This window comes from Bacillus cereus group sp. MYBK222-1 (assembly GCF_051916425.1).
Lineage (GTDB): Bacteria > Bacillota > Bacilli > Bacillales > Bacillaceae_G > Bacillus_A > Bacillus_A paranthracis.
This window is the reverse complement of the sequence record NZ_JBQAGP010000002.1, coordinates 261,057-285,825: the sequence shown is the minus strand read 5'-3', so window position 1 is coordinate 285,825 and position 24,769 is coordinate 261,057. Positions and strand designations below refer to the sequence as shown.

The window sequence follows — 24,769 nt, the reverse complement described above, 5'->3', positions numbered from 1 at the left end:
ATGGAGAAAATCGAAAGATTAAGAAGTGCATTTGATGAGGCTGGTATTGACGGTATTTTATTAACAAATGAACATAGTCGTAGATATATGGCTAACTTCACAGGAACAGCTGGTGTTGTACTCATTTCGAAAAACCGCGCTCAATTTATTACAGATTTCCGTTACGTAGAGCAAGCTACTAAACAAGCGGTTGGATACGAGATTGTACAGCATGCGGGATTAATTATCGATGAAGTTGCAAAGCAAGTGAAAGAATTAGGAATTCAAAAGCTTGGCTTTGAGCAAGATACTCTTACATATAGTTCTTATTCAGCTCATAAAGAAGCGATCGATGCTGAATTTATCCCAACTTCTGGGCTTGTAGAAAAGTTACGCTTGATAAAGACTGATTCAGAGATTAAGATATTAAAGGAAGCTGCACAGATTGCAGATGCTGCCTTTGAACATATTCTATCATTCATTCGCCCGGGAGTATCTGAAATTGAAGTGTCAAATGAACTTGAATTTTTCATGAGAAAACAAGGAGCAACATCTTCTTCGTTTGATATTATCGTTGCTTCAGGTCTTCGTTCGGCATTACCGCACGGCGTGGCATCTGAAAAAGTGATAGAAACAGGAGATTTCGTTACATTAGACTTCGGCGCTTATTACAAAGGATATTGCTCTGATATTACTCGTACGATTGCAGTTGGTGAACCATCTGATAAATTGAAAGAAATTTATAATATCGTTTTAGAAGCACAATTACGTGGTGTGAACGGTATTAAAGCTGGTTTAACTGGCCGTGAAGCGGATGCGTTAACGCGTGATTACATAACGGAAAAAGGATACGGTGAATACTTCGGACATTCTACTGGTCATGGAATCGGTCTTGAAATCCATGAAGCACCAGGTTTAGCATTCCGTTCTGATACAGTACTTGAACCAGGTATGGCTGTAACAGTAGAGCCAGGTATTTATATTCCAGGTATTGGCGGCGTACGTATTGAAGATGATATCATTGTGACAAGTGAAGGTAATGAAGTAATTACGAAATCACCAAAAGAACTTATTATTTTGTAATACACAGGAGGATTTTTTTACATGATTTCAGTAAACGATTTTCGTACAGGTTTAACAATTGCAGTGGATAATGGCCTTTGGCAAGTACTTGATTTCCAACACGTAAAGCCAGGTAAAGGTGCTGCATTCGTTCGTTCTAAACTACGTAACCTTCGCACAGGTTCTGTTCAAGAGAAAACATTCCGTGCTGGTGAGAAAGTAGAAAAAGCACACATCGAAAACCGTCGTATGCAATACTTATACGCAAGCGGTGAGTCTCACGTATTTATGGATAACGGAACTTATGAGCAAATCGAACTTGGTGAAAAACAAATCGAGCGCGAGCTTAAATTCCTAAAAGAAAACATGGAAGTATCTATTATGACTTACCAAGGCGAAGTACTTGGTGTTGAACTTCCAAACACAGTTGAATTACAAGTTACAGAAACAGAGCCAGGTATTAAAGGTGATACTGCTTCTAACGTAACAAAACCAGCTACATTAGAAACTGGCCTTGTTGTACAAGTACCAATCTTCATTAACGAAGGCGAAACACTTATCATCAACACTGGTGAAGGTAAATACGTTTCTCGTGCATAGTAGAAAAGCACTCGTGATTATCACGAGTGCTTTTTTTATAGAAAATAGGGCAAATAATAAATAGTAGTTATTATAAAACTGAAAGCTGTAAGACTAGCAGCACCTGTTGTGTAAGGACCCCATGTCATTTGAAAAGGTTTTACTGTACCTGTTTTATATATAGTGTGATCAATGTTGTTATTTTGGCTTATATTTAAAGCAACGAGCCAAATTGCCCCGAATATCGCTAAACTACCAAGGAAAAAGGCTTCCATGAATGACCAGCCGACCAATGATGAAAAAAGATAAATAAGAGTTACTTCTACTACGATTGTTAAACTAATTTTTAATCTCTTCATATTTTTCCTCCTCATTTTGTAATTCCAACCAGTTTAAAAATTTTTCACGTGACACGACGTGCAGAGAGCAAGGTGACCTTACTTCTTTCTCTAGTGCAGCGTGTTCGTCTGGAAATTTGTTTTCCACATGCAATGAAATATAAGGTAGTTTTTCTTGTGCTTTTAAAGAGCGAATATTATTCGTTTTAGCACCAGCAAATACATAGGAAAGTTGTAAGTCTAAAAAAGCAATCTTAAAAATTTCTTTTTTTGCAGCCTCATTATATCCTTTTCCCCAGTATGGATAGCCGAGCCAGCTGCCAATGTGAGATTGTTTCTTCTCATAATTAATATGTTTAAGTGTGGTGAGACCAATTATTTCATTCTCTGCATTTACAATCACTCTCGATAAAGACTTCTTTTGACGTTCTTCTTCTATGGCGAAAAGAAGGAATGCTTTCGTGTCTTCGATTGTTTCTACTTTTATTCCTAATGCGTTTTTTACATGTGGATCACTTGATAGCTTGAAAATCGCATTTGCATAACGGAAATCGAGTGGTAGTAAAGTAACTCGTTGCATCATTTTCCCTTCTTTTCAATAAACATACCATAAAATACCATCGTTATTAAGAATATTCAAAATATTATAGGCGGTAGATAAAAATTATGTTTTTAATTCTGAAATAGACAACCTCTGCATATGGTTGTACAAATATATTCTTTTTTAGCACATGCACTAGTAACCGTTATGGGAGAAGGTGGGAGAATGAAACAGTGGCTAGCGGCAATGGAAACATCTGTGCTTGTAATGGGGCTGCTTCGGTTGTTTTCAGGTAGCGCGGAAATATTCGCCGCTTTGCTTATGCTTTATGTGAATGATGCGAAGAAAGCATTGTTTATAAATGGTATGTTGGCGTTTGTTGGACCGACCGTATTAATTTTAACAATGACAATAGGCATAGCGAGTGTGGCAAGTGAGATCTCTTTCTTGAAACTCTTTTTTCTAGCGCTTGGAATTGGCTGCATTTTTATCGCGTTGTTGAAATAAGTAAGTCGAGTATAGTGGGGCGAAGCTGATGAAAGAAGTATTAGAAGTTTTACCAAAAACGATGAAGCAGTTAGTGGAAAATTGTAAGCAGTACGATGCTCTAGAGGAAATCCGTGTTCGAATTGGAAGACCGCTAGAGTGTATTGCTCAAGGTGAAGTGTTTTTTTATGACTATATCGTTACAGCAGAGGATGCTATTTACTTATTGAATAAGTTAAGTCACTTCTCAATTTATACAATGGAAGAAGAATTAAAGCGTGGGTATGTGACACTCCGAGGTGGGCATAGAATAGGCTTAGCAGGAAAAGTTATTACAGAAAAAAGCACAGTGAAAATGATTCGAGATGTCTCTTCTTTTAATATTCGTATTGCTCGTCAAAAAATAGGCATTGCTGAACCACTTTTACCGTATTTGTATGAATCACGATGGTTAAACACGATGGTAATTGGCCCGCCACAAACGGGAAAAACAACACTTTTAAGAGATGTAGCGCGTTGCATGAGTCAAGGTGTAAGTACTTCGAAAATTCCTTCTTGTAAAGTCGGGATTGTTGATGAACGGTCAGAAATTGCTGGCTGTGTGAAAGGCATCCCGCAATATGACTTTGGCACACGAGTAGATGTGTTAGATGCATGTCCAAAAGCTGAAGGAATGATGATGATGATCCGTTCTATGAGCCCAGATATATTAATTGTGGATGAAATTGGTCGTAAAGAAGATAGTGAAGCAATTATGGAGGCTGTACATGCAGGGGTTCAGCTTTTTATAAGTGCACATGGATTTTCCTATGATGATGTTGTGAAACGCCCATCATTAAAGGCAGTGCTAGAGCTCGGCATTTTTGATAGGTTTGTGGAATTGTCAAAAGCAAGAGGGCCAGGAACAGTTATGCAAGTGAAAGATAAATATGGAAAACCGGTATTACCTCATAGAAAGGCTGAGGGCGTATGGTGAAAATATTTGGTGCAGTGTTAATCGTTGCGGTCAGCACCTTTTTCGGGTTTTCATACGCCAAAAGATACAGTGAGAGACCGAGGCAACTTAGATTATTAAAAGCGGCACTGCAATCATTAGAGGCAGAAATTATGTATGGGCATACACCGTTGTCTGAAGCTGCTGAGCGATTAGTGAAACAAATGCCGAAGCCGTTAAATTGGATATTTCAAAGTTTCGCTAGCAGGCTAGAAAGTGGAGAACAAACAGTTAGAGAAGCTTGGATAGATAGTTTGAAAGAAAATTGGAAGCTAACAGCATTTCAACAAACTGAGTATGAGATTTTGCAGCAATTTGGTGAAACGCTCGGACAACATGATCGTGAATCACAACAAAAACATATTCGGTTATGTATTACACATTTAGAGAGAGAAGAAGAAGAAGCGAAAGCATTACAGCTGCAATATGAAAAGATGATTAAGAGCTTAGGAGTACTAGCGGGGCTACTTATCGTAATTTTACTGCTATAGGGGGGAGAAAGGCGATGTCCATTGATGTTGGATTAATATTTCAAATCGCCGGAATCGGCATTGTTTTAGCTTTCATTCATACTGTACTAAAAGAATTAAAGCGTGAGGATATTGCAAATTGGGTTATCCTCGTCGGTTTTGTCGTTATTTTATTTCATGTCGCATTTTTAATTAATACACTATTCGACAAGATTAAAAGTGTCTTTCTCTTCCAGTAAAGGGGGCGGTTCGAATCGAAATTATACAAATTGTCGGATTAGGCCTCGTTGCTACGTTTTTAGCGGCTGTATTGAATCAGCATAAATCTAGCATTACGTCATTATTTATTGTGTTCGTAGGTAGCGTAATGTTCCTTCTTTTAATCGATCAAATTCACGCTATTTTACAAATGATTGAGAGAGTAGCGAGTGAAGCGAAAGTTAGCAACGTATATGTAGAAACGTTGCTAAAAATTATTGGGATTGCTTATATCGCTGAGTTTGGAGCGCAAATTACAAAGGATGCAGGGCAGGGGGCAATCGCTTCGAAAATTGAATTAGCTGGAAAGATTTTAATTCTCGTTATGGCGATCCCTATTTTGACGGTTGTAATTGAAACTATTCTCGGATTTTTACCGACGGGATAAGGGGGAGTGAATGTTGAGGGGGTTTGGAGCTAAGCTGCTATTTGCTTGCTTCCTTTTCTTTTCTTTACCGGTTGTTGTACAAGCTTCTCCTGTAGAGACAAACGTCGTTGATCAACAATTGGATAAGCTCGGAATTGAAGATGTGAAGCAATTTTGGGACGGGCTTGTTACAAAATATGGAGGTTACTTACCAGAGAGTCAAAAAGGTAGCTTTATGGAGTTTGTAAAGGGAGAAAAAGAAATCTCTATAAAAGAGTGGATGCTAGGTTTATTAAAGTACTTATTTCACGAACTTGTTGCAAATGGGAAACTACTCGGAACGCTCATTATGCTCACAATTTTTAGTGCATTGTTGCAATCACTGCAATCTGCATTTTCAAAGAGTAGCGTAAGCAAAATAGCCGATGCAGTTGTATATATGGTACTAATTATTTTCGCTTTAAATAGCTTTTATGTCGTTATGACATATGCAAGAGAAACGATACAAACAATGGTAGATTTCATATTAGCGTTATTGCCTATCTTGCTTGCACTCATAGCGACAGGTGGTGGTGTTGTATCCGTATCGTTTTTTCATCCGATTATCATCTTCTTAATGAATACGAGTGGGCTTTTGATGAATTATATCGTGCTACCACTTTTATTACTTGCAACGATATTAAGTATTGTGAGTACGATGAGTGATCAATATAAAGTTACGAAATTGTCCAAGCTTCTGCAAAACGTTAGCGTCGGGATTATCGGTATTTTTTTAACGATTTTTTTAGGCGTATTATCTGTACAAGGAACAGCGACAGCTGTTGCGGATGGAATCGCTGTGAAAACAGCTAAATTTGTAACAGGAAACTTTATTCCCGTAGTAGGAAGAATGTTTACAGAGGCGGCGGATACAGTTATTAGTGCGTCGGGATTATTAAAAAACACAGTCGGAATTATCGGACTCGTCATTCTATGTTTAATTGTCGCTTTTCCAGCGATTCAAATTTTTTGCATCGCATTTATTTATAAGTTCGCAGCAGCAGTATTGCAACCAGTTGGCGGCGGAGCAATCATTCAATGTTTAGATATCATTGGACGGAGCATCATTTATGTATTTGCTTGCTTAGCTATCGTATCGTTTATGTTCTTTTTAAGTATCACAATTATTATTGCTGCGGGGAACATTACACTTATGATGCGGTAGGAGGTGAAGGGTATGCAATTTGTTACAGAGTGGATTAGAAATATTATCGTTTTTTTACTCTTAGCGACAATGCTTCATCTTATTCTTCCAAATTCCAATTTGCAAAAGTACGTTAAATTCGTTGTAAGTCTATTATTAGTTGTTTTAATTTTAACGCCTCTATTTAAACTATTGCAAACAGATGTAAATGAAGTAATCGCAAATTTTAATGAAGAGAAGTACGTAGCAGAAGGATCTGTAAAAAATTCAATAGATTCGAAGAAAAAAGAAATACAAGCTCTAACACGTGCATATAGTTTAGAAGAGATGGCTACCAAAATGAAAAAAGAAGTAGGAAAAGAGTTTGAGAAACAGTATGGTATGTCAGTCTCTGAAATACAAATAGTCGCAGCGGAAAGCACAGCGGAAGTAAAGTCAGCGAAAGATATTCAATCTGTTGTTGTGACGTTGAAAGAAAAAGAACGTAGTAAAAATGATGCAATCGAAACAGTAAAACCAGTTGAAATTAATACGAAAGAACCACCGAAAAAAGTAGAGGAAACGAATGGAGAAATGAAAGACTTCTTTTCAAGCAGGTGGCAACTAGAGAATAAACAAATCCAAGTTCAAATGGAAGGGAGGACAGGTAGAGTAAATGGACAATAAAGATAAAAATTCGAAGTTCTCATTTTTTCGAAACTTATTGAATGGAGATGAAAAAGAAAGTAATGAGAAGGGAAAAAAGGTAACACCTAAGTTCTTACTTGTCCTACTCATACTTGGAATGTTGCTTATGTTTTCTAGTAGTTTCTTTTCAAGTAAAAAAGAAGAAGTACCTGTATTTAAAGAACAAAAAACTCAAAAACAAGAAAAAGACGTACCAACTTTTGGACAAAAAAATAATGATAATATGTCAAATGTAGAAAAATATGAAAAAGCGTATGAACAAGAATTAAAAGCAGCCTTAGAAGAAATAGCAGGAGTAAAAGATGTAACGATTAATGTAAATTTAGACTCATCAGAGGAAAAAATATTAGAAAAAAATACAGTGAAACGTTCACAAACAACAGGTGAAACAGATAAAACAGGTGGCAAGAGGGAAGTAGAAGATGAGTCTCTTGATGAAAAGACAGTCATTATACGTGAAGGGGATAAAGAAACTCCCGTTGTTTTACGAACAGAGAAACCGAAAGTGCGAGGTGTTCTTGTCGTAGCAAAGGGAGTGGATAATATACAAGTTAAAGCGATGGTAAAAGAAGCTGTCATACGGCTACTAGATGTACCAGCCCATCGCGTTTCAGTTTCACCGAAAAATTGATAGGGAGGAAATAAAGTGTTAAAAAAACAAACGGTTTGGCTATTAACGATGTTAAGTTTAGTTGTTGTACTATCTGTGTATTACGTAACAACTCCAGACAAAATGAATACAGCATCGCCGGCAACAGGTGAAAAGATTGGACAAGAAAAACAAGGTACTGATAAAGCAGTAACAAACGAAGCACCTAAAGAAACGCCTAAAAAAGAAAATACAAACAAGGAAACATCAAATAAAGAAACATCAAATAAAGAAACAAACAAAGAAACAGATAAAAAAGAGAGTGCTACAAAAGAAACAAGCAAAAAAGAAGCTAACGTAACAGTTCAATCAAGTGATGAAAATTTCACAGCATTACGTATGCAAATGGAAGATCAGCGAAGTGAACAAAAAGCAAAATTACAAGAAGTGATGAGTTCAACAAAAGCTTCAGCAACAGAAAAGAATAAAGCGAAAGAAAATTTTGATGCAATCACTACAATGGAAACGAAGCAAGAATTACTTGAGACAGTAATTAAATCTCAAGGTGGATATAAAGATGCCCTTGTAAGAGCCGATGGAACTGACATTAAAGTAACTGTAAAAGCAGCAAAACATTCACAAAAAGAAGCGAATAAAATTATACAACTTGTAAGAAGTGAAGGCGGATCAAAAGATGTAGGTGTAAAATTTGATCCACCAACAAAATAAAACGAATAATCCGCGGGGAATTCCTCCGCGGATTATTCGTTTTTAGTAATCGGATTGTTTGAAAATAGTTAGATAAAAATAATAATAGAAAAAAGCTATCATTTTCGATAGCTTTTTTCTATTTCGTCTTTGTTTTTACTATGTTCAACTCGGAACGGAGAAATACGTTGTGAGTAAAAGATTAGCGGTTCATGGTAGTGATGATTACTTTTTCCGGATTTGACGTGGATGAAGAGAACGAATGCCCAGACCATTACGGCAGGTAAGAAGAGAATGAGCCATATCATATGTCCACACCTCGATACGATATATTTTCTACACTTTGAACATACTATTCTTATATGAAGGAATGATGAACGACGTGTAAACAAAAAAATAATATTTGGTAAAAATACGTTATTGACTATAGATGAGGTGACGAGTAAAGCGGTAATGGTAGGTTTACTTTATAGTATTTTGAAAAGTAAGGAATGTTTTTTCGGAAGTGGTCTTGCCAATTTTGTGTGAAACTTGGTATTATTACTAGGTAATAAATTTTTATTGGAATAATATTTTTACAGGAGTTTCGATTTATTATAAAGAAATATAAATTGGAATGTTTAAAAAATTTATCGTAAGATGGAAATAGTAACTATTTCTATTAGTAAATGAAATACATTTTCTAATAGAGTACATCGTATTTTTACAGTCAATCTAGTTTTAGTGAAGAGAAATCTGTAAAAACGGGACAAACAAGAGTATGGGAGTGGATTTTACATGTTTAAAATTCAAGAAGTTCGTGAATTAATTAAATTAATTGATAGCTCTAATATTGATGAATTTGAATACAAAAAAGATGGTACGACAATCAAAATGAAAAAGCGTGGTAATGAAGTTGTTGCGGTGCAAGCACCTGTAGCAAAACAAGCCGTGCAACCAGTAGCACCTGTTGAAGTTGAAACAACAGTAGCGGCAGCACAAGTGGAAGTGCCAAAACAAGAAGAGAAAAAAGCTGTTCAGAATGAAAACCTACATAAAATTACATCACCAATGGTAGGTACATTCTATTCTTCTTCTTCTCCTGATACGCCTCCATATGTAAGTGTAGGAGATAGAGTATCGAAAGATTCTATCGTATGTATTGTCGAGGCTATGAAGTTATTTAACGAAATCGATGCAGATGTAGATGGAGAAATTGTTGAGATTCTTGTTAATAACGGACAGCTTGTTGAGTATGGACAACCGCTATTTCTTGTAAAAGCGTAATAAGGGAGTCTTTGTGATGATAAAAAAAGTATTAATAGCCAATCGTGGGGAAATTGCTGTACGAATTATTCGTGCTTGTAAAGAAATGGATATTGAAACAGTCGCAATTTATTCAGAAGCAGATAAAGAGTCACTTCACGTACAAATTGCTGATGAGGCGTATTGTGTAGGACCAACGATTTCGAAAGAAAGCTATTTAAATTTGACGAACATTATTAGTGTTGCGAAGTTAACAGGCTGCGATGCAATTCATCCGGGATACGGATTTTTAGCAGAGAATGCAGATTTTGCAGAGTTATGCCGTGAGTGTAACTTAATTTTTATCGGTCCAAGTCCAGAAGCTATTTCAAAGATGGGCACAAAAGACGTTGCTCGTGATACAATGAAAGAAGCAGGGGTTCCGATTGTACCAGGTTCACAAGGAATTATTAAAAATACCGAAGAAGCGATCGAACTTGCGAATCAAATTGGATATCCTGTTATTATTAAAGCGACTGCAGGTGGCGGCGGAAAAGGTATTCGTGTTGCGCGTCATGAAGAGGAGCTTGTAAAAGGAATTCAAATTACACAGCAAGAAGCTAGTACCGCTTTTGGGAACCCTGGTGTATACTTAGAAAAGTACGTTGAAGATTTCCGCCATGTTGAGATTCAAATAATGGCAGATACACACGGAAATGCCATTCATTTAGGAGAGCGTGATTGTACGATTCAGCGCCGCTTGCAAAAACTACTAGAAGAAAGTCCATCACCAGCACTTGATGAAAATGTGCGTAAGCAGATGGGTGAGGCGGCAGTTAAAGCGGCGGTAGCGGTTGATTATACAGGTGCTGGTACGGTTGAGTTTATTTATGAATATAAAACGAAAAGCTTTTATTTCATGGAGATGAATACGAGAATCCAAGTTGAGCATCCAGTTACTGAAATGGTAACAGGGGTAGACTTAATTAAAGAACAAATTCTTGTTGCTTCTGGAGAAAAGTTATCGTTACAGCAAGAAGAAGTACAATTTAATGGTTGGGCAATTGAATGCCGAATTAATGCGGAAAACCCTGCCAAAAAATTTATGCCATCTCCAGGTAAAGTAGAAATGTACTTGCCACCAGGCGGATTTGGTATTCGCGTCGATTCAGCTGTATATCCGGGATATTCAATCCCACCTTTCTATGATTCGATGGTTGCTAAATTAATTGTTCACGGAAAAACACGTGAAGAGGCAATTGCAAAAATGAAGCGTGCACTCAGTGAGTTTGTCGTTGAAGGCGTACATACAACAATCCCGTTCCATTTGCAATTGTTAGATCATCCTGATTTTGTAAAAGGTGAGTTTAATACGAAATTTTTGGAAGAGCATGAACTTGTGACGCAGTGATACATTAAAGGAGGTTTTTTTCATGGCTGAACATATGTTAGATATGGGTCAAGATACAACTCTTGGTAAAGTAGAAATTGCACCAGAAGTAATTGAAGTAATAGCAGGTATTGCAGCTGCTGAGGTAGAAGGCGTAGCGGCAATGCGTGGTAATTTTGCTACAGATGTTGTTGAGAAGTTAGGTAAGAAAAATCATGGTAAAGGTGTAAAGGTTGAATTAGCAAACGAAGATATTATCGTTGACCTTTATGTTGTAATGTATTTTGGCGTAGCAATTCCAGTTGTTGCACAAAAGATTCAAGACAACATTCGCCAAGCACTCTTTACAATGACAGGGCTTGAGCCAAAAGAAGTGAATGTTCACATCGTTGGCGTAACATTCGAAACACAAAAAACAGAAATCGAACCAGTGTAAGAATGAAAAAGGTGCCTAGTAACATAGGCATCTTTTTTATCGTTTCATTTCTTCACAAATTACAACTCTCTAATTATTATACTATTTCAAAAAATGAGAAATAAAAAAGAAAATGTTTCGTTTTACCAAAAAACGTACATTGTGATAAGATATGGAACTTGAAGTTAATCTTTTTATTATTTTTCAGCCTTGTAACCCGTGTGTGAAACGATAAATTGTGTTATTATCATTGTATTATAAGGTTGGAAAATCAATGAAAACTGTAAGAGTAAGTGAATTGACGGCTTATAAATTATAATAATATAACAAAGCATAAGGAAAGACTTGAAGCATAAAGGAGAGTTACAATGAAACGTAGGACGGCTAGAGAAAGAGCTATGCAAGCATTATATCAAATGGATATTACAGGTGAATTAGAACCGAAAGTAGCAGTGGAAAACACGCTAGATGAAGGTGAAGAAACAAATGAGTTTCTAGAATCACTTGTTGTAGGTTTTGTAGAAAATAAAGAAGTAATTGATGAAGCGATTCGTCAAAATTTAAAAAAGTGGAAGCTTGAGCGTATTAGTATTGTTGATCGCAGTATTTTACGTGTAGCTGTGTATGAAATGAAATACATGGAAGAAATTCCACACAACGTAACAATTAACGAGGCAATTGAAATTGCTAAAACATTTGGGGATGAGGAATCTCGTCGTTTTATTAACGGCGTTTTATCTAATATAAAAGATACACTGTAATTTCTTTAAGGGGGAATCTTAAAATGGTAGCAGTAATCATCAAAGGAAATGAAGTTGCGGAGAAAAAACGAGCACAATTAACAGAAGAAGTTGTGAAGTTGAAAGAGCAAGGGATTGTACCAGGATTAGCAGTTATTTTAGTTGGAGAAGATCCAGCATCTCGTTCTTATGTAAAAGGAAAAGAAAAGGGCTGTGAACAAGTAGGAATTTATTCAGAGCTAATTGAATTTCCTGAAACAATTACGGAGGAGCGTTTGCTTGCTGAAATCGATCGCTTAAATGGCGATGACCGCATTAATGGCATATTAGTGCAATTACCTTTACCAAAACATATTGAAGAAAAAGCTATCATTGAAAGAATTTCACCAGAAAAAGATGTAGATGGATTTCACCCAATCAGCGTAGGACGTATGATGACGGGACAAGATACATTCCTTCCATGTACACCGCATGGTATTGTAGAGTTAGTAAAAGAAACAAATCTTGATATCTCAGGAAAACATGTTGTAGTAATTGGAAGAAGTAATATTGTCGGCAAGCCAGTGGGACAATTGTTCTTAAATGAAAATGCAACTGTCACATACTGTCATTCTAAGACGCAAAATATGAAAGAGTTAACGAAATTAGCTGATATTTTAATCGTAGCAGTAGGACGACCTAAAATGGTAACAGCTGATTATATAAAAGAAGGAGCAGTTGTAATCGACGTTGGTGTAAACCGTTTAGAAACAGGGAAACTTTGTGGTGATGTTGACTTTGACAACGTGCTAGATGTTGCAGGTTACATTACACCTGTGCCAAAGGGTGTTGGTCCAATGACGATCACAATGCTTCTTCATAATACTGTTGAATCGGCTAAGCGTGCAGGTGTCGTTTGTAAATAATTTGAGTCGGCTATGAGGAGAGAGAAATGGAGAAACAATATTTAACCGTTACAGCGTTAACACGCTATATAAAAACAAAAATAGAATATGATCCGCATTTACAGTCTGTTTGGTTAAAAGGTGAAATTTCCAACTTTAAAAATCATAGCCGTGGCCACATGTATTTTACATTGAAAGATGAAAATGCAAGAATCGCAGCGGTTATGTTTGCGGGTCATAATCGTAATATTAAATTCAGACCTGAAAATGGGATGAAGGTACTCGTGAAAGGGAAAATCTCTGTTTACGAGGCGAGTGGTTCTTATCAAATTTATATTCAAGACATGCAGCCTGACGGAGTCGGAAACCTGCATTTAGCTTACGAACAATTAAAGGTTCGTTTAGAGGAAGAAGGATTGTTTTCTCAAGTTTATAAAAAAACAATCCCTCCTTATGCGAAAACAATAGGTGTGATTACGTCACCAACAGGAGCAGCGATTCGTGATATTATAACAACGATTAAACGTCGTTATCCAATTGGAAATGTTATTGTGTTTCCAGTACTTGTACAGGGGGAGTCAGCAGCTCCCTCAATTGTACAAGCGATCCGTACAGCGAATGAAATGGAAGGGATAGATGTCCTAATCGTTGGGCGCGGTGGAGGTTCTATTGAGGAATTGTGGGCGTTTAACGAAGAAATGGTTGCAAGAGCTATTTTCAAGAGTGAGATTCCTATTATTTCAGCAGTAGGCCATGAAACAGACTTTACAATTGCGGATTTTGTTGCCGATTTAAGAGCACCAACACCAACTGCAGCGGCTGAGCTGGCAGCGCCTAATATTATCGAGTTACAAGAAAAGGTATTACAAAGAACTCTAAGGTTGCAAAGAGCAATGAGAGAGTTAGTACATAAAAAAGAAGAAAAACTACAAGTATTGCAAAAATCTTATGCGTTCCGTTATCCAAGACAAGTATATGAGCAAAAAGAAGAGCAATTGGATAGAGCGTTAGAACAGCTTGTGTTAGCGAAAGAGCGCTATATTGATAAAAAGGTAAATCAGTTAAAACAGCTTTCATTTTATTTAGAGAAGCACCACCCATCTCAAAAAATTATGCAAACAAAGGTAGCAGTTGAAACATTGCAAAAGCAATTGCAACGTGAAATGCAAACGTTACTCCAAACGAAAGAATTTGCCTTTGTAAGAGCTGCTCAAAAACTTGAAGCGCTAAGTCCGCTTAAAGTAATGATGAGAGGGTACGGGCTTGTATATGATGAAGAGAAGCAAGTGTTAAAAAGTGTGAAAGATGTTAGCCTTGGAGATGCTGTTTCAGTTCAATTACAAGATGGAATATTAGATTGTAGCGTATCAGGAATAGAGGAGCGTGAATTGAATAATGGAAAATAAATTAAGCTTTGAAGAGGCAATTTCGCAACTTGAGCACCTCGTTTCTAAATTAGAGCAAGGTGACGTACCTTTAGAAGAAGCAATTTCTTATTTTAAAGAGGGTATGGAATTATCTAAGCTTTGTGATGAGAAGTTGAAGAACGTACAAGAACAAATGGCAGTTATTCTTGGGGAAGATGGAGAGCTTGAACCGTTTACTGCTTTAGGAGATGAAGCATAGTGACAATTGCTTTTGATACTTTTTTGAAAGAAAGTAAAACTTTCGTAGAAGAGAAGCTTGTAAGCTATGCAAATGAATTACAATGTCCAAATGTACTTCGTGAAGCGATGGCATATTCTTTGGAAGCGGGTGGAAAGCGTCTCCGCCCGTTACTTTTATTTGCAACATTACAAGCGTTTGGTAAAGAAAAAAATCTTGGTGTAGGTGCAGCTTGTGCTCTTGAAATGATACATACATACTCGTTAGTTCATGATGATTTACCTTGTATGGATGATGATGATTTAAGAAGAGGGAAGCCCACAAATCATAAAGTATTTGGTGAAGCGATGGCAGTTTTAGCAGGAGATGGTTTGTTGACATATGCTTTTCAAGTTATTATGGCATATGAACAAAAGGAAATCTCTGCTGAGAAAAAAGTAAGACTTGTACTTGAGCTTGCAAAAGCGGCAGGGCCAGAAGGAATGGTTGGCGGACAAGTAGCAGATATGGAAGCGGAAGGGAAACAGCTTACGATCGATGAGCTAGAGTATATTCATAAGCATAAGACTGGAAAACTACTTGAATTCGCTGTACTTGCAGGGTCGATACTGTCTGATGCGACAGAAGAACAGGAAGAAAAATTACTTGAGTTTGCGAAATATATCGGCCTAGCTTTCCAAATCCGAGATGATATTTTAGATGTGGAAGGAACCGAAGAAGAGATTGGAAAACCGATTGGTAGTGATGTTTCTAACGAAAAGAGCACATATACGACGTTATTTACTGTAGATAGAGCAAAGGATATTTTAGAAGAAACGATTGCAAAAGCAAAAGATGCTATTAGTTCCTTGCAATTACAAGATGAATATTTACTATCTATTTGCGATTTGATTGCAAAACGTAATAACTAATATAACAGCGTTTTCATTTGTTGAGTCATTCATCATTTTATGATATAAATGTAGGAAAAGGTTTTTCTTTTCTTGTTATTGGCAAAAATATATGTAGATTACATTGCCGTTATCACTTCGTGTTAGCGGCTATTTTTTTCATCGCCTAAAGAAATATGGTTTATAATAAGATTAGGGCGCAATAGACTGGTTAATAGCAGGACAAGGTGAAAAATAAAAAAAGAGAATTTCTTGTTTTGTGTAAATGTTTTTTATAATATTTGACATGTTGACAGATTATGAAATGAAAGTGAGTGATCCATGTGGATCTAACGCAAATTCAAAACCCTAGTTTTTTGAAAGAGATGTCTATCAGTGAACTAGAGGGATTGAGTGAGGATATTCGTAAGTTTTTAATTGAAGAGCTCTCTCAAACAGGTGGACATATTGCGCCTAATTTAGGTGTAGTAGAACTCACAATTGCTCTGCATAAATTATTTGATAGTCCGAAAGATAAATTTTTATGGGATGTAGGACATCAATCCTATGTACATAAAATTTTAACTGGACGTGCAAAAGAATTCGGCACATTAAGGCAATATCAAGGTCTATGTGGTTTCCCAAAACGTTGTGAGAGTGAGCACGATGTATGGGAAACTGGCCATAGCTCGACATCATTATCTGCTGCAATGGGAATGGCTCTAGCACGTGATTTAAAGAAAACGAAAGAATATGTTATACCAATCATTGGTGATGGCGCTTTAACGGGCGGAATGGCTTTAGAGGCATTGAACCATATTGGACATGAAAAAACAGACATGATTGTTATTTTGAATGATAATGAAATGTCAATTGCGCCAAACGTTGGTGCGCTTCATAATGTGCTTGGACGTCTACGTACCGCAGGAAAATACCATTGGGTAAAAGATGAGCTAGAGTATATTTTGAAGAAAATCCCAGCTGTCGGTGGGAAAGTTGCTGCGACAGCAGAGAAAATAAAAGATAGTCTTAAATATTTACTAGTATCTGGTGTCTTTTTCGAAGAGTTAGGCTTTACATATTTAGGTCCAGTCGATGGACATGATTATGAAAAGTTATTCGAAACGTTGCAATATGCAAAGAAAACAAAAGGCCCAGTGCTTGTTCATGTTATTACGAAAAAAGGAAAAGGTTACAAACCAGCTGAGAGTGATGTTATTGGCACTTGGCATGGAACAGGACCTTATAAAATTGAATCAGGTGACTTCGTTAAACCGAAAGAAGTTGCACCAGCATGGAGTGCTGTTGTTAGTGAAACAGTACTTAAGTTAGCAAGAACGGATGAGCGTATCGTTGCAATTACACCTGCAATGCCTGTTGGATCGAAACTTGAGAAATTCCAAAAAGAATTCCCAGATCGTATGATTGATGTAGGTATTGCAGAACAGCATGCTACAACAATGGCAGCGGGTATGGCAACGCAAGGTATGAAACCATTCTTAGCGATTTATTCAACATTTTTACAAAGAGCTTATGACCAAGTTGTTCATGATATATGCCGCCAAAATTTAAATGTTTTCATCGGAATTGATCGCTCTGGTTTAGTAGGAGCAGATGGTGAAACGCATCAAGGTGTATTTGATATCTCATTCTTACGCCACTTGCCGAATATGGTACTTATGATGCCAAAAGATGAAAATGAAGGGCAACATTTAGTATACACGGCGATGCAATATGAAGATGGACCAATCGCATTACGTTATGCGCGAGGTAATGGACTTGGCGTTCATATGGATGAAGAATTAAAGGCGATTCCAATCGGTTCATGGGAAACGTTAAAAGAAGGTACACAAGCAGCTATTTTAACATTTGGTACGACAATACCAATGGCAATGGAAGCGGCTGAGCGTCTTGAAAAGGCTGGTATTTCAGTGAAAGTAGTGAACGCTCGCTTCATTAAACCAATGGATGAAGCATATTTACATGATCTCTTAGGAAAAAATATACCAATTTTAACGATTGAAGAAGCTTGCTTAATTGGTGGTTTTGGAACAGGAGTAGTTGAATTTGCGTCTGAGAACGGGTACCATAGTGCGTTAGTTGAACGAATGGGTATTCCAGATCGTTTCATAGAACACGGTAGTGTAACAAAATTATTAGAAGAAATCGGTTTAACGACAGATGCTGTTGTAGACCGTATTCATACAATGATTCCATCAAAACAAAAAAGGGCGTAACAAATGAGTGCGAAAAAAGAAAGAGTAGATGTACTATTAGTAGAGCGAGGGCTTATAGAAACACGTGAGAAAGCAAAACGCGCCATTATGGCCGGCCTTGTATATGCGAATGAGATGAGATTGGATAAGCCAGGGGAGAAAATCCCACAAGATACAGAGATTACGGTGAAGGGGCAAGTTATGCCGTATGTAAGCCGTGGTGGTTATAAACTTGAAAAGGCATTAGAGACATTTCATCTTGATTTACAAGATAAAGTTATGATAGATATTGGTTCATCAACTGGTGGCTTTACCGATTGCGCGCTTCAAAATGGAGCGAAATTATCTTATGCATTAGATGTAGGGTACAATCAACTTGCTTGGAAATTGCGTCAAGATGAGCGTGTTGTCGTAATGGAACGAACGAACTTCCGTTACGTAACACCAGCAGACTTAGAACGTGGTTTACCGCAATTTGCTAGTATCGATGTTTCGTTTATATCATTAAAACTTATATTGCCAGTTTTAAAAACAATGCTTATGCCGAATGGGGATGTAGCAGCGTTAATTAAACCGCAGTTTGAAGCTGGAAGAGAGCAAGTTGGTAAAAAGGGTATCGTTCGCGATCGAAAAGTACATGAGGCTGTCGTAGAAATGATTGTCGACTTTGCTATAAAAGAAGGATACGACGTAGAAGGCTTAACATTCTCACCAATTACGGGCGGGGATGGTAATATTGAATTTTTAATTCATCTGAAATGGCATGGTGAACGTGAGAATGGCGAAAATCATTCTCCAGTTTCTGTTGAGCAAGTAGTTACAGAGGCACATGATGTCCTAAAACAAAAAGGGAAAGGGGAATAACATATGTTGTTCCTCTTTTTGTTGTAATTGTATAATGATTGTAAAAACAATTGTGTACAAGTAACGAATTATAAGTTAACATAAATAAGTGAAGTATACCAATGTTTAAACTATGGTAAGAGATAGTGTGAGGTGCAAATGTATGAATAAAGGTCAGCGCCATATTAAAATCAGGGAAATTATTGCGAACAAAGAAATTGAAACACAAGATGAATTAGTTGATATTCTACGTAATGAGGGATTTAATGTAACGCAAGCGACAGTATCGCGCGATATTAAAGAATTGCACTTAGTGAAAGTGCCATTACATGATGGTCGCTATAAATATAGCTTGCCAGCAGATCAACGATTTAACCCGTTACAAAAATTAAAACGCAATCTAGTGGATTCATTTGTAAAATTAGACACGGCAGGACATATGCTTGTGCTAAAAACATTGCCTGGTAACGCTCATTCACTTGGGGCACTTATTGATCATTTAGAGTGGGATGAGATTATCGGAACCATTTGTGGTGATGATACTTGCTTAATTATTTGCCGTACACCTGAAGATACAGGTGTTGTCTCTGATCGTTTCTTAAATATGCTGTAATAAAAAATCTTGTTTGCTTTCCTCTGTAAAGTGGAAAGTGAACAGGATATTTTTATTGGTTAAAAACGTGAATTCTTAATTGTAATATAATATTTTCTTTGAATAAAATTAGGAAATAGGTGGATTGACCCGTAAAACAAATGTTTGGTACAATGGAGCGGTTAGAAAAGTAATTTATACATACAAACATATAGTATGACTATTTGAATAAAGAACTGAGAAAAGCCCTTCATAGGGGATTAGTTTATAACGAGGTGAATGGGGCATTGTTATCGGAATTATCGATTAGAAACTTTGCTATTATTGAGGCATTAAATATTTCTTTTCAAAAAGGATTAACGGTTTTAAGTGGTGAAACAGGGGCCGGAAAATCGATTATTATTGATGCGATTAGTTTACTTGTAGGTGGCCGTGGTTCAGCAGAATTTGTTCGATACGGAACAGAAAAAGCTGAGATAGAGGGGCTATTTTATGTGGAAGATGATAAGCATCCATGTATTGAAAAAGCAGAAGAGTTGGATATAGAAATAGAAGACGGCATGATTATTTTGAAGCGTGATATCGCTGCAAACGGAAAAAGTGTATGTCGTGTAAATGGAAAACTAGTTACCCTTAGTGTATTAAAAGAAATTGGAAAAACACTTGTTGATATTCATGGACAACACGAAACGCAAGACTTAATGAATGAAGAACGTCATCTATTTATGCTCGATCATTTTGATGGAGAGCGTATCGTTAAACAATTAGATATATACCAAAACGTATATGCTGACTATGAGAAATTAAAAAAACAGTTGAAATCGTTAAGTGAAAATGAACAACAAATGGCACATCGTTTAGATTTAATTCAATTTCAGCATGAAGAAATCCGTAAAGCGGATTTAAAGATAGATGAAGAAAATGACTTAACTGAAGAACGATTGCAAATTTCTAATTTCGAAAAAATTTACAAAGCATTAGGGGATGCGTATCGCTCGTTAAGTGCTGACGGACAAGGGTTAGATAATGTACGAAGCGCAATGGGACAAATGGAGAGTATTACACATTTAGATGAAGTGTATCAAGAAAATCATGATTCCATTGCCAATAGTTATTATTTATTAGAAGAAGTTGCCTATCAACTAAGAGAAAAGCTCGATATGATGGAATATGATCCGAATCGCTTAGATGAAATTGAAACGCGTTTAAATGAAATTCGTATGCTAAAGAGAAAATATGGAAATACTGTAGAAGAGATTTTAGCGTATGCTGATAAAATTGAACAAGAAATTTTTACGATTGAAAATAAAGACGTTCATATTGAAACGACGAAGAAACAGTTGAAGGAATTAGAAAGTGTTATTCTGAAAGAAGCAACGTTGTTAAGTAATATGCGTCATGAACTTGCAGAACATCTTACAAATGCCATTCATCAGGAATTAAAAGAATTATATATGGAAAAAACAAAATTTGAAGTGAGAATTATGAAGCGAGAAGGAAATGCAGAAGAGCCTCTCGTGGAGGGAGCACCGGTAAGACTTACAGCGGATGGTTACGATCATGTGGAATTTTATATTTCAACAAATCCGGGTGAGCCGCTAAAACCACTTTCAAAGGTTGCTTCTGGCGGAGAGTTATCCCGTATTATTTTAGCTTTAAAAAGCATTTTTTCTAAGCATCAAGGTGTTGCATCTGTTATTTTTGATGAAGTGGATACTGGTGTAAGTGGCCGGGTCGCACAGGCTATTGCGGAAAAGATTTATCGAGTATCAGTAAACTCACAAGTACTTTGTATTACGCACTTACCTCAAGTAGCTTCAATGGCGGATTCGCATTTATTTATTCGAAAACAAGTAGCAAATGATCGAACAATTACATCAGTTACCGTTTTAACTATGGAGGATAAAGTAACAGAAATAGCTCGAATGATTTCTGGTGTGGAAATTACAGATTTAACGACAGAACATGCGAAAGAATTACTTACGCAAGCGCATCATTTTAAACAGACAGCAGAGGCTATCCAGTAATGGATAGCTTTTTTTCTCAAATGATGATTTCTTAATTCTTCCGGTTATAAATAAAGCATTGCAAGGAGAGATTAAAAAGTGAAGCCAAAAGGCTGAATGTGGGGTAGGAGCGAGGAGAGTGAACAAATTGAAATTAGAAAGATTTCGCAAAATAATAGGTATTTTTCTCCTTGTTTCTTTAGTTTTTATTGGGTGTTTTAAACCGCTTCGGACGTTTATTTCATCTCCGAAGCAACTTGTTGTTTTTGAAGGACAACAATCAGAAATAGCTTCATTACCAGTATTTAAAGCTTCATCTACAGATCGTCATGTGTTTACAGTAAGTTCAAATGAACAAAAACAAGGACTTATGGTAAATTCTCATCAAAATGGTGAAGCAGATATGGTGTTTCAGCTTGCTGGTTTTCCAGTGAAAAAAGTAAATGTGAGAGTATTAAAAGATTTCAAAGTTATTCCAGGTGGACAATCAATTGGTGTAAAGTTAAACACAAAAGGGGTACTTGTTGTAGGCCATCATTTAATTCAAACTGAAAAAGGGAAAGTATCTCCTGGTGAAACAGCTGGTGTGCAAATTGGAGATATGATTACTGAAATTAATGGTAAAACAATTGAAAGAATGAGTGATGTAGCACCATTTATTCATAATAGTGGGGAAACAGGCGAACCGCTTAATCTCGTTTTGCTAAGGGATGGAAAGCATATCCGCACTAAATTAACACCACAAAAAGACAGTGGAGAATCGTCTTATCGCATTGGTTTATATATTCGTGATTCGGCAGCTGGAATCGGAACAATGACATTTGTTCATCCTGATTCTATGAAATATGGGGCACTTGGTCATGTTATTTCTGATAATGATACGAAAAAGCCGATTCAAGTCGAAGATGGACAAATTATGCGTTCGACAGTTACATCAATTGAAAGAGGTAGTCATGGGAATCCAGGGGAGAAATTAGCGAGGTTCTCACCTGATCGTGAAGTGATTGGCAATATTACAATAAATAGTCCATTTGGTATTTTTGGCAAATTGAATACAAATATGACAAATGGCGTAATGGATAAAGCAATGCCTATTGCACTATCTCATCAAGTAAAAGAAGGACCAGCAAAAATATTAACGGTTATTGATCAAGATAAAGTGGAAGCGTTTGATATTGAAGTTGTGAGTACAGTACCGCAAAAGTTTCCGGCAACAAAAGGCATGGTAATAAAAGTAACAGATAAACGTTTATTAGCGAAAACAGGTGGTATCGTACAGGGGATGAGCGGAAGTCCAATTGTACAAAATGGAAAGGTAATTGGCGCTGTTACACATGTATTTGTAAATGATCCAACATCAGGATATGGTGTTCATATTGAATGGATGTTACATGAGGCTGGAATTAACATTTATGATCAAGAAAGAAAAGCGAGCTAATTAATAATTAGCTCGTTTTTCTATTGAAAAATTCGTTGAAATTTTGTAAAAGCTCCGCAAGAGGTGTTTTTTGTTGTAAAATAAAAGGAAAGGGTTGAACGTTTCGTTGTTTTTCTATGATGGAATGTGTTGCGAAAAGGAATAATTAAACGATAAACATATTTTTTTGTGATTTTATCGGAAAGTAACAAACTTTAAAAGGGAATTTTCACACAATTGTCGAACAATTCATGTAGCCTAGAAGGATACACATGTCGGAGAATCGATTCGGTAAGGGAGGAAAAGCTGTGGAGAAAATTAAAGTATGTCTTGTGGATGATAATAAAGAATTAGTATCAATGCTAGAGAGTTATGTAGCTGCTCAAGAGGATATGGAAGTAATTGGTACTGCTTATAATGGTCAAGAGTGTTTAAATTTATTAAAAGATAAGCAGCCGGATGTACTTGTATTAGATATTATTATGCCACATTTAGATGGGTTAGCTGTACTAGAGAAAATGCGCCATATTGAAAGGTTAAGACAGCCTAGCGTAATTATGTTGACAGCGTTTGGACAAGAAGATGTGACGAAAAAAGCAGTTGACTTAGGTGCGTCATATTTCATATTAAAACCATTTGATATGGAGAATTTAACGAGTCATATTCGTCAAGTGAGCGGTAAAGCGAACGCTACTATTAAACGTCCACTGCCATCTTTCCGATCAGCAACAACAGTAGATGGAAAACCGAAAAACTTAGATGCAAGCATTACGAGTATCATTCATGAAATTGGTGTGCCTGCTCATATTAAAGGGTACATGTACTTAAGGGAAGCAATTTCTATGGTGTACAATGACATCGAATTACTGGGATCTATTACGAAAGTATTGTATCCAGATATCGCGAAGAAATATAATACAACAGCAAGCCGTGTCGAGCGTGCAATCCGTCACGCAATTGAAGTAGCATGGAGTCGTGGGAATATCGATTCTATTTCGTCCTTATTCGGTTATACAGTATCTATGTCAAAAGCAAAACCTACGAACTCTGAGTTCATCGCAATGGTTGCGGATAAGTTGAGACTTGAACATAAGGCTAGCTGAGAATAGAAGAAGTAAGGGATTTAAGTTTTAATAAAGCTTAATAATTCTTGAAATGTATACTCGATAGTAAATTTAAAACCAATGAACTTTTTAATTAATGACCAATGAATGTTAGAATTCGTTGGTCTTTTTATTGTACATGTTCGAAGTGAAGGTTAAATTGAATCATGGTATATCCAATGAGGGATTTTAGCAAGGAAGCCATCCATGATATAATAGAAAATAATAAAAAGTCCTGCGAAACAGGACTGTATTATTCTTCGTCTTTATTTTGTTTTTCTAATTCAACTAACTTTTGAATTAAAATGTGCTGCGGCATATGCATAAGTTGTTCAAGTGGAACACCTAGTGCTTTTGATAGGCGGACTGCAGTGTCTGGAGAAATTTGTAATGGTCTCATAGAAGTACCTCCTTTTTCGTATAGTATAGCATAAGATTGGGGGAGTGAGGATGACTCTTATATTTGCGCATCGTGGTGCAGCGGGAACGTACCCAGAAAATACGATGATTTCATTTGAAGCAGCTGAATCTTTTAAGACAGATGGAATTGAGCTGGATGTTCAATTAACGAAAGACGGAAAGGTTGTCGTCATTCATGATGAAACAGTGAATCGGACAACGAATGGAAAAGGTGCGGTTCGAAATTATGTATATGAGGATTTATGTAAATTAGATGCGAGTTATAAATTTGGTGATAAAGTAGGATTTTGTAAAATACCTCTTTTAGAAGAGGTGTTAAAATGGATTGAAAAAACAGAGTTGTTACTTAATATTGAACTTAAAAATAATAAAATTCCATACAGAGGTTTAGAAGAAGAAGTTATAACGCTTGTACGGAAATTTAATCTAGAAGATCGTGTTATATTTTCTTCATTTAATCATTACAGTATGAAAAGGTGTCATATGATGGCTCCAGATATTCAAACAGCGATTTTATATCGCGAAGGTTTGCATAGTCCGTGGGCATATGCAAAAAAAATGGGGGCTACAGCAGTGCATCCTAATTATCGTTATCTTCAAGATGCTGTTGCCGAACTAACGATGGAAAGTGATGTAGAGGTTCGGCCCTATACAATTAATGAAGAAACACTTATGCGTAAATATTTTGATATGAATATTTCGGCGATTATTACGGATTATCCTGAAACGGCAAGAACATTATTGCCAATAAAAAAATGAGACCGCTTGTAACGGTCTCATTTTTTTATTTGTAAATAGTAGGGC

General features: G+C 36.6%; 30 protein-coding genes. 26 read left to right on the top strand and 4 right to left on the bottom strand.

The window, feature by feature from the left end; genetic code table 11:
* Both pepQ and efp read left to right on the top strand, forming a co-directional pair.
* Nucleotides 1-1,062 carry a Xaa-Pro dipeptidase gene (gene pepQ, locus ACTFR9_RS13425; protein ID WP_000411051.1) on the top strand — a complete coding sequence of 354 codons (1,062 nt, stop codon included), beginning with the start codon at nucleotides 1-3 and terminating at the stop codon, nucleotides 1,060-1,062.
* A 21-nt stretch (nucleotides 1,063-1,083) separates the two neighbouring features.
* On the top strand, nucleotides 1,084-1,641 hold the full coding sequence (gene efp, locus ACTFR9_RS13420; protein ID WP_000626512.1) for an elongation factor P: 558 nt from the start codon (nucleotides 1,084-1,086) through the stop codon (nucleotides 1,639-1,641).
* A 35-nt stretch (nucleotides 1,642-1,676) separates the two neighbouring features.
* Here the strand turns inward: efp and ACTFR9_RS13415 are convergent, their stop codons facing one another.
* Both ACTFR9_RS13415 and ACTFR9_RS13410 read right to left on the bottom strand, forming a co-directional pair.
* Nucleotides 1,677-1,979: a hypothetical protein gene (locus ACTFR9_RS13415; RefSeq protein WP_000825746.1), complete on the bottom strand. Its 303-nt coding sequence runs from the start codon at nucleotides 1,977-1,979 to the stop codon at nucleotides 1,677-1,679.
* Nucleotides 1,960-2,538: a GNAT family N-acetyltransferase gene (locus ACTFR9_RS13410; RefSeq protein ID WP_001190071.1), complete on the bottom strand. Its 579-nt coding sequence runs from the start codon at nucleotides 2,536-2,538 to the stop codon at nucleotides 1,960-1,962. The genes ACTFR9_RS13415 and ACTFR9_RS13410 overlap by 20 nt, the downstream gene beginning before the upstream one ends.
* A gap of 186 nt (nucleotides 2,539-2,724) precedes the next feature.
* Between ACTFR9_RS13410 and ACTFR9_RS13405 the strand changes: the two genes are divergently transcribed.
* From ACTFR9_RS13405 to ACTFR9_RS13365, 9 genes are read left to right on the top strand one after another with little or no spacing between them, the layout of a single operon-like run.
* Complete coding sequence (locus tag ACTFR9_RS13405) at nucleotides 2,725-3,006, top strand: YqhV family protein (RefSeq protein ID WP_000816054.1); 282 nt, start codon at nucleotides 2,725-2,727, stop codon at nucleotides 3,004-3,006.
* 28 nt (nucleotides 3,007-3,034) lie between these two features.
* Complete coding sequence (gene spoIIIAA, locus ACTFR9_RS13400) at nucleotides 3,035-3,961, top strand: stage III sporulation protein AA (RefSeq protein ID WP_000665886.1); 927 nt, start codon at nucleotides 3,035-3,037, stop codon at nucleotides 3,959-3,961.
* Entirely contained in the window at nucleotides 3,955-4,470 is a 516-nt protein-coding gene (gene spoIIIAB / locus ACTFR9_RS13395; RefSeq protein WP_000238697.1) for a stage III sporulation protein SpoIIIAB, read from the top strand. Before spoIIIAA ends, spoIIIAB begins: the two co-directional genes overlap by 7 nt.
* Nucleotides 4,471-4,484: 14 nt before the next feature.
* Nucleotides 4,485-4,688 (top strand): stage III sporulation protein AC, encoded by a 204-nt coding sequence (gene spoIIIAC, locus ACTFR9_RS13390; RefSeq protein ID WP_000020914.1) that lies wholly within the window; start codon nucleotides 4,485-4,487, stop codon nucleotides 4,686-4,688.
* 23 nt (nucleotides 4,689-4,711) lie between these two features.
* Entirely contained in the window at nucleotides 4,712-5,095 is a 384-nt protein-coding gene (gene spoIIIAD / locus ACTFR9_RS13385; protein ID WP_077317075.1) for a stage III sporulation protein AD, read from the top strand.
* A 10-nt stretch (nucleotides 5,096-5,105) separates the two neighbouring features.
* The gene (gene spoIIIAE / locus ACTFR9_RS13380; protein ID WP_000943695.1) at nucleotides 5,106-6,278 is read left to right on the top strand and encodes a stage III sporulation protein AE; all 1,173 of its coding nucleotides are present in this window, start codon (nucleotides 5,106-5,108) and stop codon (nucleotides 6,276-6,278) included.
* A 12-nt stretch (nucleotides 6,279-6,290) separates the two neighbouring features.
* Nucleotides 6,291-6,923, top strand: a complete 633-nt coding sequence (spoIIIAF, locus tag ACTFR9_RS13375) for a stage III sporulation protein AF (RefSeq protein ID WP_001161050.1) — start codon at nucleotides 6,291-6,293, stop codon at nucleotides 6,921-6,923.
* Nucleotides 6,913-7,575 carry a stage III sporulation protein AG gene (gene spoIIIAG, locus ACTFR9_RS13370; RefSeq protein WP_000368874.1) on the top strand — a complete coding sequence of 221 codons (663 nt, stop codon included), beginning with the start codon at nucleotides 6,913-6,915 and terminating at the stop codon, nucleotides 7,573-7,575. The genes spoIIIAF and spoIIIAG overlap by 11 nt, the downstream gene beginning before the upstream one ends.
* Nucleotides 7,576-7,590: 15 nt before the next feature.
* Nucleotides 7,591-8,262, top strand: coding sequence for a SpoIIIAH-like family protein (locus ACTFR9_RS13365; RefSeq protein ID WP_000914703.1), 672 nt, complete (start codon nucleotides 7,591-7,593; stop codon nucleotides 8,260-8,262).
* 98 nt (nucleotides 8,263-8,360) lie between these two features.
* Here ACTFR9_RS13365 and ACTFR9_RS13360 read toward each other — a convergent pair whose 3' ends face one another.
* Nucleotides 8,361-8,549: a hypothetical protein gene (locus tag ACTFR9_RS13360; protein ID WP_033670699.1), complete on the bottom strand. Its 189-nt coding sequence runs from the start codon at nucleotides 8,547-8,549 to the stop codon at nucleotides 8,361-8,363.
* 469 nt (nucleotides 8,550-9,018) lie between these two features.
* Here ACTFR9_RS13360 and accB point away from each other — a divergent pair, with 469 nt between their 5' ends.
* The 14 genes from accB (at nucleotide 9,019) to spo0A (ending at nucleotide 23,545) form a co-directional block, all read left to right on the top strand.
* A complete protein-coding gene (gene accB, locus ACTFR9_RS13355) occupies nucleotides 9,019-9,507 on the top strand; it encodes an acetyl-CoA carboxylase biotin carboxyl carrier protein (RefSeq protein WP_000472870.1) in 489 nt (162 codons plus the stop codon).
* Between the two features lie 16 nt (nucleotides 9,508-9,523).
* A complete protein-coding gene (gene accC, locus ACTFR9_RS13350; protein WP_000592876.1) occupies nucleotides 9,524-10,876 on the top strand; it encodes an acetyl-CoA carboxylase biotin carboxylase subunit in 1,353 nt (450 codons plus the stop codon).
* A 22-nt stretch (nucleotides 10,877-10,898) separates the two neighbouring features.
* Nucleotides 10,899-11,291, top strand: a complete 393-nt coding sequence (locus tag ACTFR9_RS13345) for an Asp23/Gls24 family envelope stress response protein (protein WP_000807630.1) — start codon at nucleotides 10,899-10,901, stop codon at nucleotides 11,289-11,291.
* A 347-nt stretch (nucleotides 11,292-11,638) separates the two neighbouring features.
* Nucleotides 11,639-12,031 carry a N utilization substance protein NusB gene (nusB, locus tag ACTFR9_RS13340; protein WP_000830249.1) on the top strand — a complete coding sequence of 131 codons (393 nt, stop codon included), beginning with the start codon at nucleotides 11,639-11,641 and terminating at the stop codon, nucleotides 12,029-12,031.
* Nucleotides 12,032-12,054: 23 nt separating this feature from the next.
* Entirely contained in the window at nucleotides 12,055-12,915 is an 861-nt protein-coding gene (gene folD / locus ACTFR9_RS13335; protein ID WP_000226726.1) for a bifunctional methylenetetrahydrofolate dehydrogenase/methenyltetrahydrofolate cyclohydrolase FolD, read from the top strand.
* A gap of 26 nt (nucleotides 12,916-12,941) precedes the next feature.
* Nucleotides 12,942-14,300 carry an exodeoxyribonuclease VII large subunit gene (gene xseA, locus ACTFR9_RS13330; RefSeq protein WP_000415266.1) on the top strand — a complete coding sequence of 453 codons (1,359 nt, stop codon included), beginning with the start codon at nucleotides 12,942-12,944 and terminating at the stop codon, nucleotides 14,298-14,300.
* Nucleotides 14,290-14,520 (top strand): exodeoxyribonuclease VII small subunit, encoded by a 231-nt coding sequence (xseB, locus tag ACTFR9_RS13325; RefSeq protein WP_000428423.1) that lies wholly within the window; start codon nucleotides 14,290-14,292, stop codon nucleotides 14,518-14,520. Before xseA ends, xseB begins: the two co-directional genes overlap by 11 nt.
* Nucleotides 14,520-15,410, top strand: a complete 891-nt coding sequence (gene ispA, locus ACTFR9_RS13320; RefSeq protein ID WP_000150360.1) for a (2E,6E)-farnesyl diphosphate synthase — start codon at nucleotides 14,520-14,522, stop codon at nucleotides 15,408-15,410. Before xseB ends, ispA begins: the two co-directional genes overlap by 1 nt.
* 302 nt (nucleotides 15,411-15,712) lie before the next feature.
* Nucleotides 15,713-17,605: a 1-deoxy-D-xylulose-5-phosphate synthase gene (gene dxs, locus ACTFR9_RS13315; protein ID WP_000366458.1), complete on the top strand. Its 1,893-nt coding sequence runs from the start codon at nucleotides 15,713-15,715 to the stop codon at nucleotides 17,603-17,605.
* A gap of 3 nt (nucleotides 17,606-17,608) precedes the next feature.
* Nucleotides 17,609-18,448, top strand: coding sequence for a TlyA family rRNA (cytidine-2'-O)-methyltransferase (locus tag ACTFR9_RS13310; RefSeq protein WP_001274742.1), 840 nt, complete (start codon nucleotides 17,609-17,611; stop codon nucleotides 18,446-18,448).
* A 142-nt stretch (nucleotides 18,449-18,590) separates the two neighbouring features.
* A complete protein-coding gene (gene argR, locus ACTFR9_RS13305) occupies nucleotides 18,591-19,040 on the top strand; it encodes an arginine repressor ArgR (protein ID WP_001032581.1) in 450 nt (149 codons plus the stop codon).
* Between the two features lie 266 nt (nucleotides 19,041-19,306).
* Complete coding sequence (gene recN, locus ACTFR9_RS13300) at nucleotides 19,307-21,046, top strand: DNA repair protein RecN (protein ID WP_000947749.1); 1,740 nt, start codon at nucleotides 19,307-19,309, stop codon at nucleotides 21,044-21,046.
* Nucleotides 21,047-21,164: 118 nt separating this feature from the next.
* On the top strand, nucleotides 21,165-22,463 hold the full coding sequence (gene spoIVB / locus ACTFR9_RS13295) for a SpoIVB peptidase (protein ID WP_002028467.1): 1,299 nt from the start codon (nucleotides 21,165-21,167) through the stop codon (nucleotides 22,461-22,463).
* Between the two features lie 287 nt (nucleotides 22,464-22,750).
* Nucleotides 22,751-23,545 carry a sporulation transcription factor Spo0A gene (gene spo0A, locus ACTFR9_RS13290; protein ID WP_014297988.1) on the top strand — a complete coding sequence of 265 codons (795 nt, stop codon included), beginning with the start codon at nucleotides 22,751-22,753 and terminating at the stop codon, nucleotides 23,543-23,545.
* 253 nt (nucleotides 23,546-23,798) lie between these two features.
* On the opposite strand, the gene ACTFR9_RS13285 is transcribed toward spo0A, so the two are convergent.
* A complete protein-coding gene (locus ACTFR9_RS13285) occupies nucleotides 23,799-23,945 on the bottom strand; it encodes a YycC family protein (protein WP_001247671.1) in 147 nt (48 codons plus the stop codon).
* Nucleotides 23,946-23,995: 50 nt separating this feature from the next.
* Here ACTFR9_RS13285 and ACTFR9_RS13280 point away from each other — a divergent pair, with 50 nt between their 5' ends.
* On the top strand, nucleotides 23,996-24,724 hold the full coding sequence (locus ACTFR9_RS13280) for a glycerophosphodiester phosphodiesterase (protein ID WP_048557598.1): 729 nt from the start codon (nucleotides 23,996-23,998) through the stop codon (nucleotides 24,722-24,724).
* Nucleotides 24,725-24,769: the final 45 nt, after the last annotated feature.

What these genes read in the sequence shown, in the direction of transcription:
- spoIIIAE (WP_000943695.1), top strand. Translation starts at nt 5,106, where the DNA reads ATGTTGAGGGGGTTTGGAGCTAAGCTGCTATTTGCTTGCTTCCTTTTC.
- efp (WP_000626512.1), top strand. Translation starts at nt 1,084, where the DNA reads ATGATTTCAGTAAACGATTTTCGTACAGGTTTAACAATTGCAGTGGAT.
- xseB (WP_000428423.1), top strand. Translation starts at nt 14,290, where the DNA reads ATGGAAAATAAATTAAGCTTTGAAGAGGCAATTTCGCAACTTGAGCAC.
- ACTFR9_RS13415 (WP_000825746.1), bottom strand. Translation starts at nt 1,979, where the DNA reads ATGAAGAGATTAAAAATTAGTTTAACAATCGTAGTAGAAGTAACTCTT.
- nusB (WP_000830249.1), top strand. Translation starts at nt 11,639, where the DNA reads ATGAAACGTAGGACGGCTAGAGAAAGAGCTATGCAAGCATTATATCAA.
- spoIIIAC (WP_000020914.1), top strand. Translation starts at nt 4,485, where the DNA reads ATGTCCATTGATGTTGGATTAATATTTCAAATCGCCGGAATCGGCATT.
- spoIIIAG (WP_000368874.1), top strand. Translation starts at nt 6,913, where the DNA reads ATGGACAATAAAGATAAAAATTCGAAGTTCTCATTTTTTCGAAACTTA.
- accC (WP_000592876.1), top strand. Translation starts at nt 9,524, where the DNA reads ATGATAAAAAAAGTATTAATAGCCAATCGTGGGGAAATTGCTGTACGA.
- spoIIIAF (WP_001161050.1), top strand. Translation starts at nt 6,291, where the DNA reads ATGCAATTTGTTACAGAGTGGATTAGAAATATTATCGTTTTTTTACTC.
- ACTFR9_RS13310 (WP_001274742.1), top strand. Translation starts at nt 17,609, where the DNA reads ATGAGTGCGAAAAAAGAAAGAGTAGATGTACTATTAGTAGAGCGAGGG.
- argR (WP_001032581.1), top strand. Translation starts at nt 18,591, where the DNA reads ATGAATAAAGGTCAGCGCCATATTAAAATCAGGGAAATTATTGCGAAC.
- ACTFR9_RS13345 (WP_000807630.1), top strand. Translation starts at nt 10,899, where the DNA reads ATGGCTGAACATATGTTAGATATGGGTCAAGATACAACTCTTGGTAAA.
- ACTFR9_RS13405 (WP_000816054.1), top strand. Translation starts at nt 2,725, where the DNA reads ATGAAACAGTGGCTAGCGGCAATGGAAACATCTGTGCTTGTAATGGGG.
- spoIIIAA (WP_000665886.1), top strand. Translation starts at nt 3,035, where the DNA reads ATGAAAGAAGTATTAGAAGTTTTACCAAAAACGATGAAGCAGTTAGTG.
- pepQ (WP_000411051.1), top strand. Translation starts at nt 1, where the DNA reads ATGGAGAAAATCGAAAGATTAAGAAGTGCATTTGATGAGGCTGGTATT.
- ACTFR9_RS13360 (WP_033670699.1), bottom strand. Translation starts at nt 8,549, where the DNA reads ATGATATGGCTCATTCTCTTCTTACCTGCCGTAATGGTCTGGGCATTC.
- ACTFR9_RS13285 (WP_001247671.1), bottom strand. Translation starts at nt 23,945, where the DNA reads ATGAGACCATTACAAATTTCTCCAGACACTGCAGTCCGCCTATCAAAA.
- accB (WP_000472870.1), top strand. Translation starts at nt 9,019, where the DNA reads ATGTTTAAAATTCAAGAAGTTCGTGAATTAATTAAATTAATTGATAGC.
- folD (WP_000226726.1), top strand. Translation starts at nt 12,055, where the DNA reads ATGGTAGCAGTAATCATCAAAGGAAATGAAGTTGCGGAGAAAAAACGA.
- ACTFR9_RS13280 (WP_048557598.1), top strand. Translation starts at nt 23,996, where the DNA reads ATGACTCTTATATTTGCGCATCGTGGTGCAGCGGGAACGTACCCAGAA.
- spoIIIAB (WP_000238697.1), top strand. Translation starts at nt 3,955, where the DNA reads ATGGTGAAAATATTTGGTGCAGTGTTAATCGTTGCGGTCAGCACCTTT.
- xseA (WP_000415266.1), top strand. Translation starts at nt 12,942, where the DNA reads ATGGAGAAACAATATTTAACCGTTACAGCGTTAACACGCTATATAAAA.
- ACTFR9_RS13410 (WP_001190071.1), bottom strand. Translation starts at nt 2,538, where the DNA reads ATGCAACGAGTTACTTTACTACCACTCGATTTCCGTTATGCAAATGCG.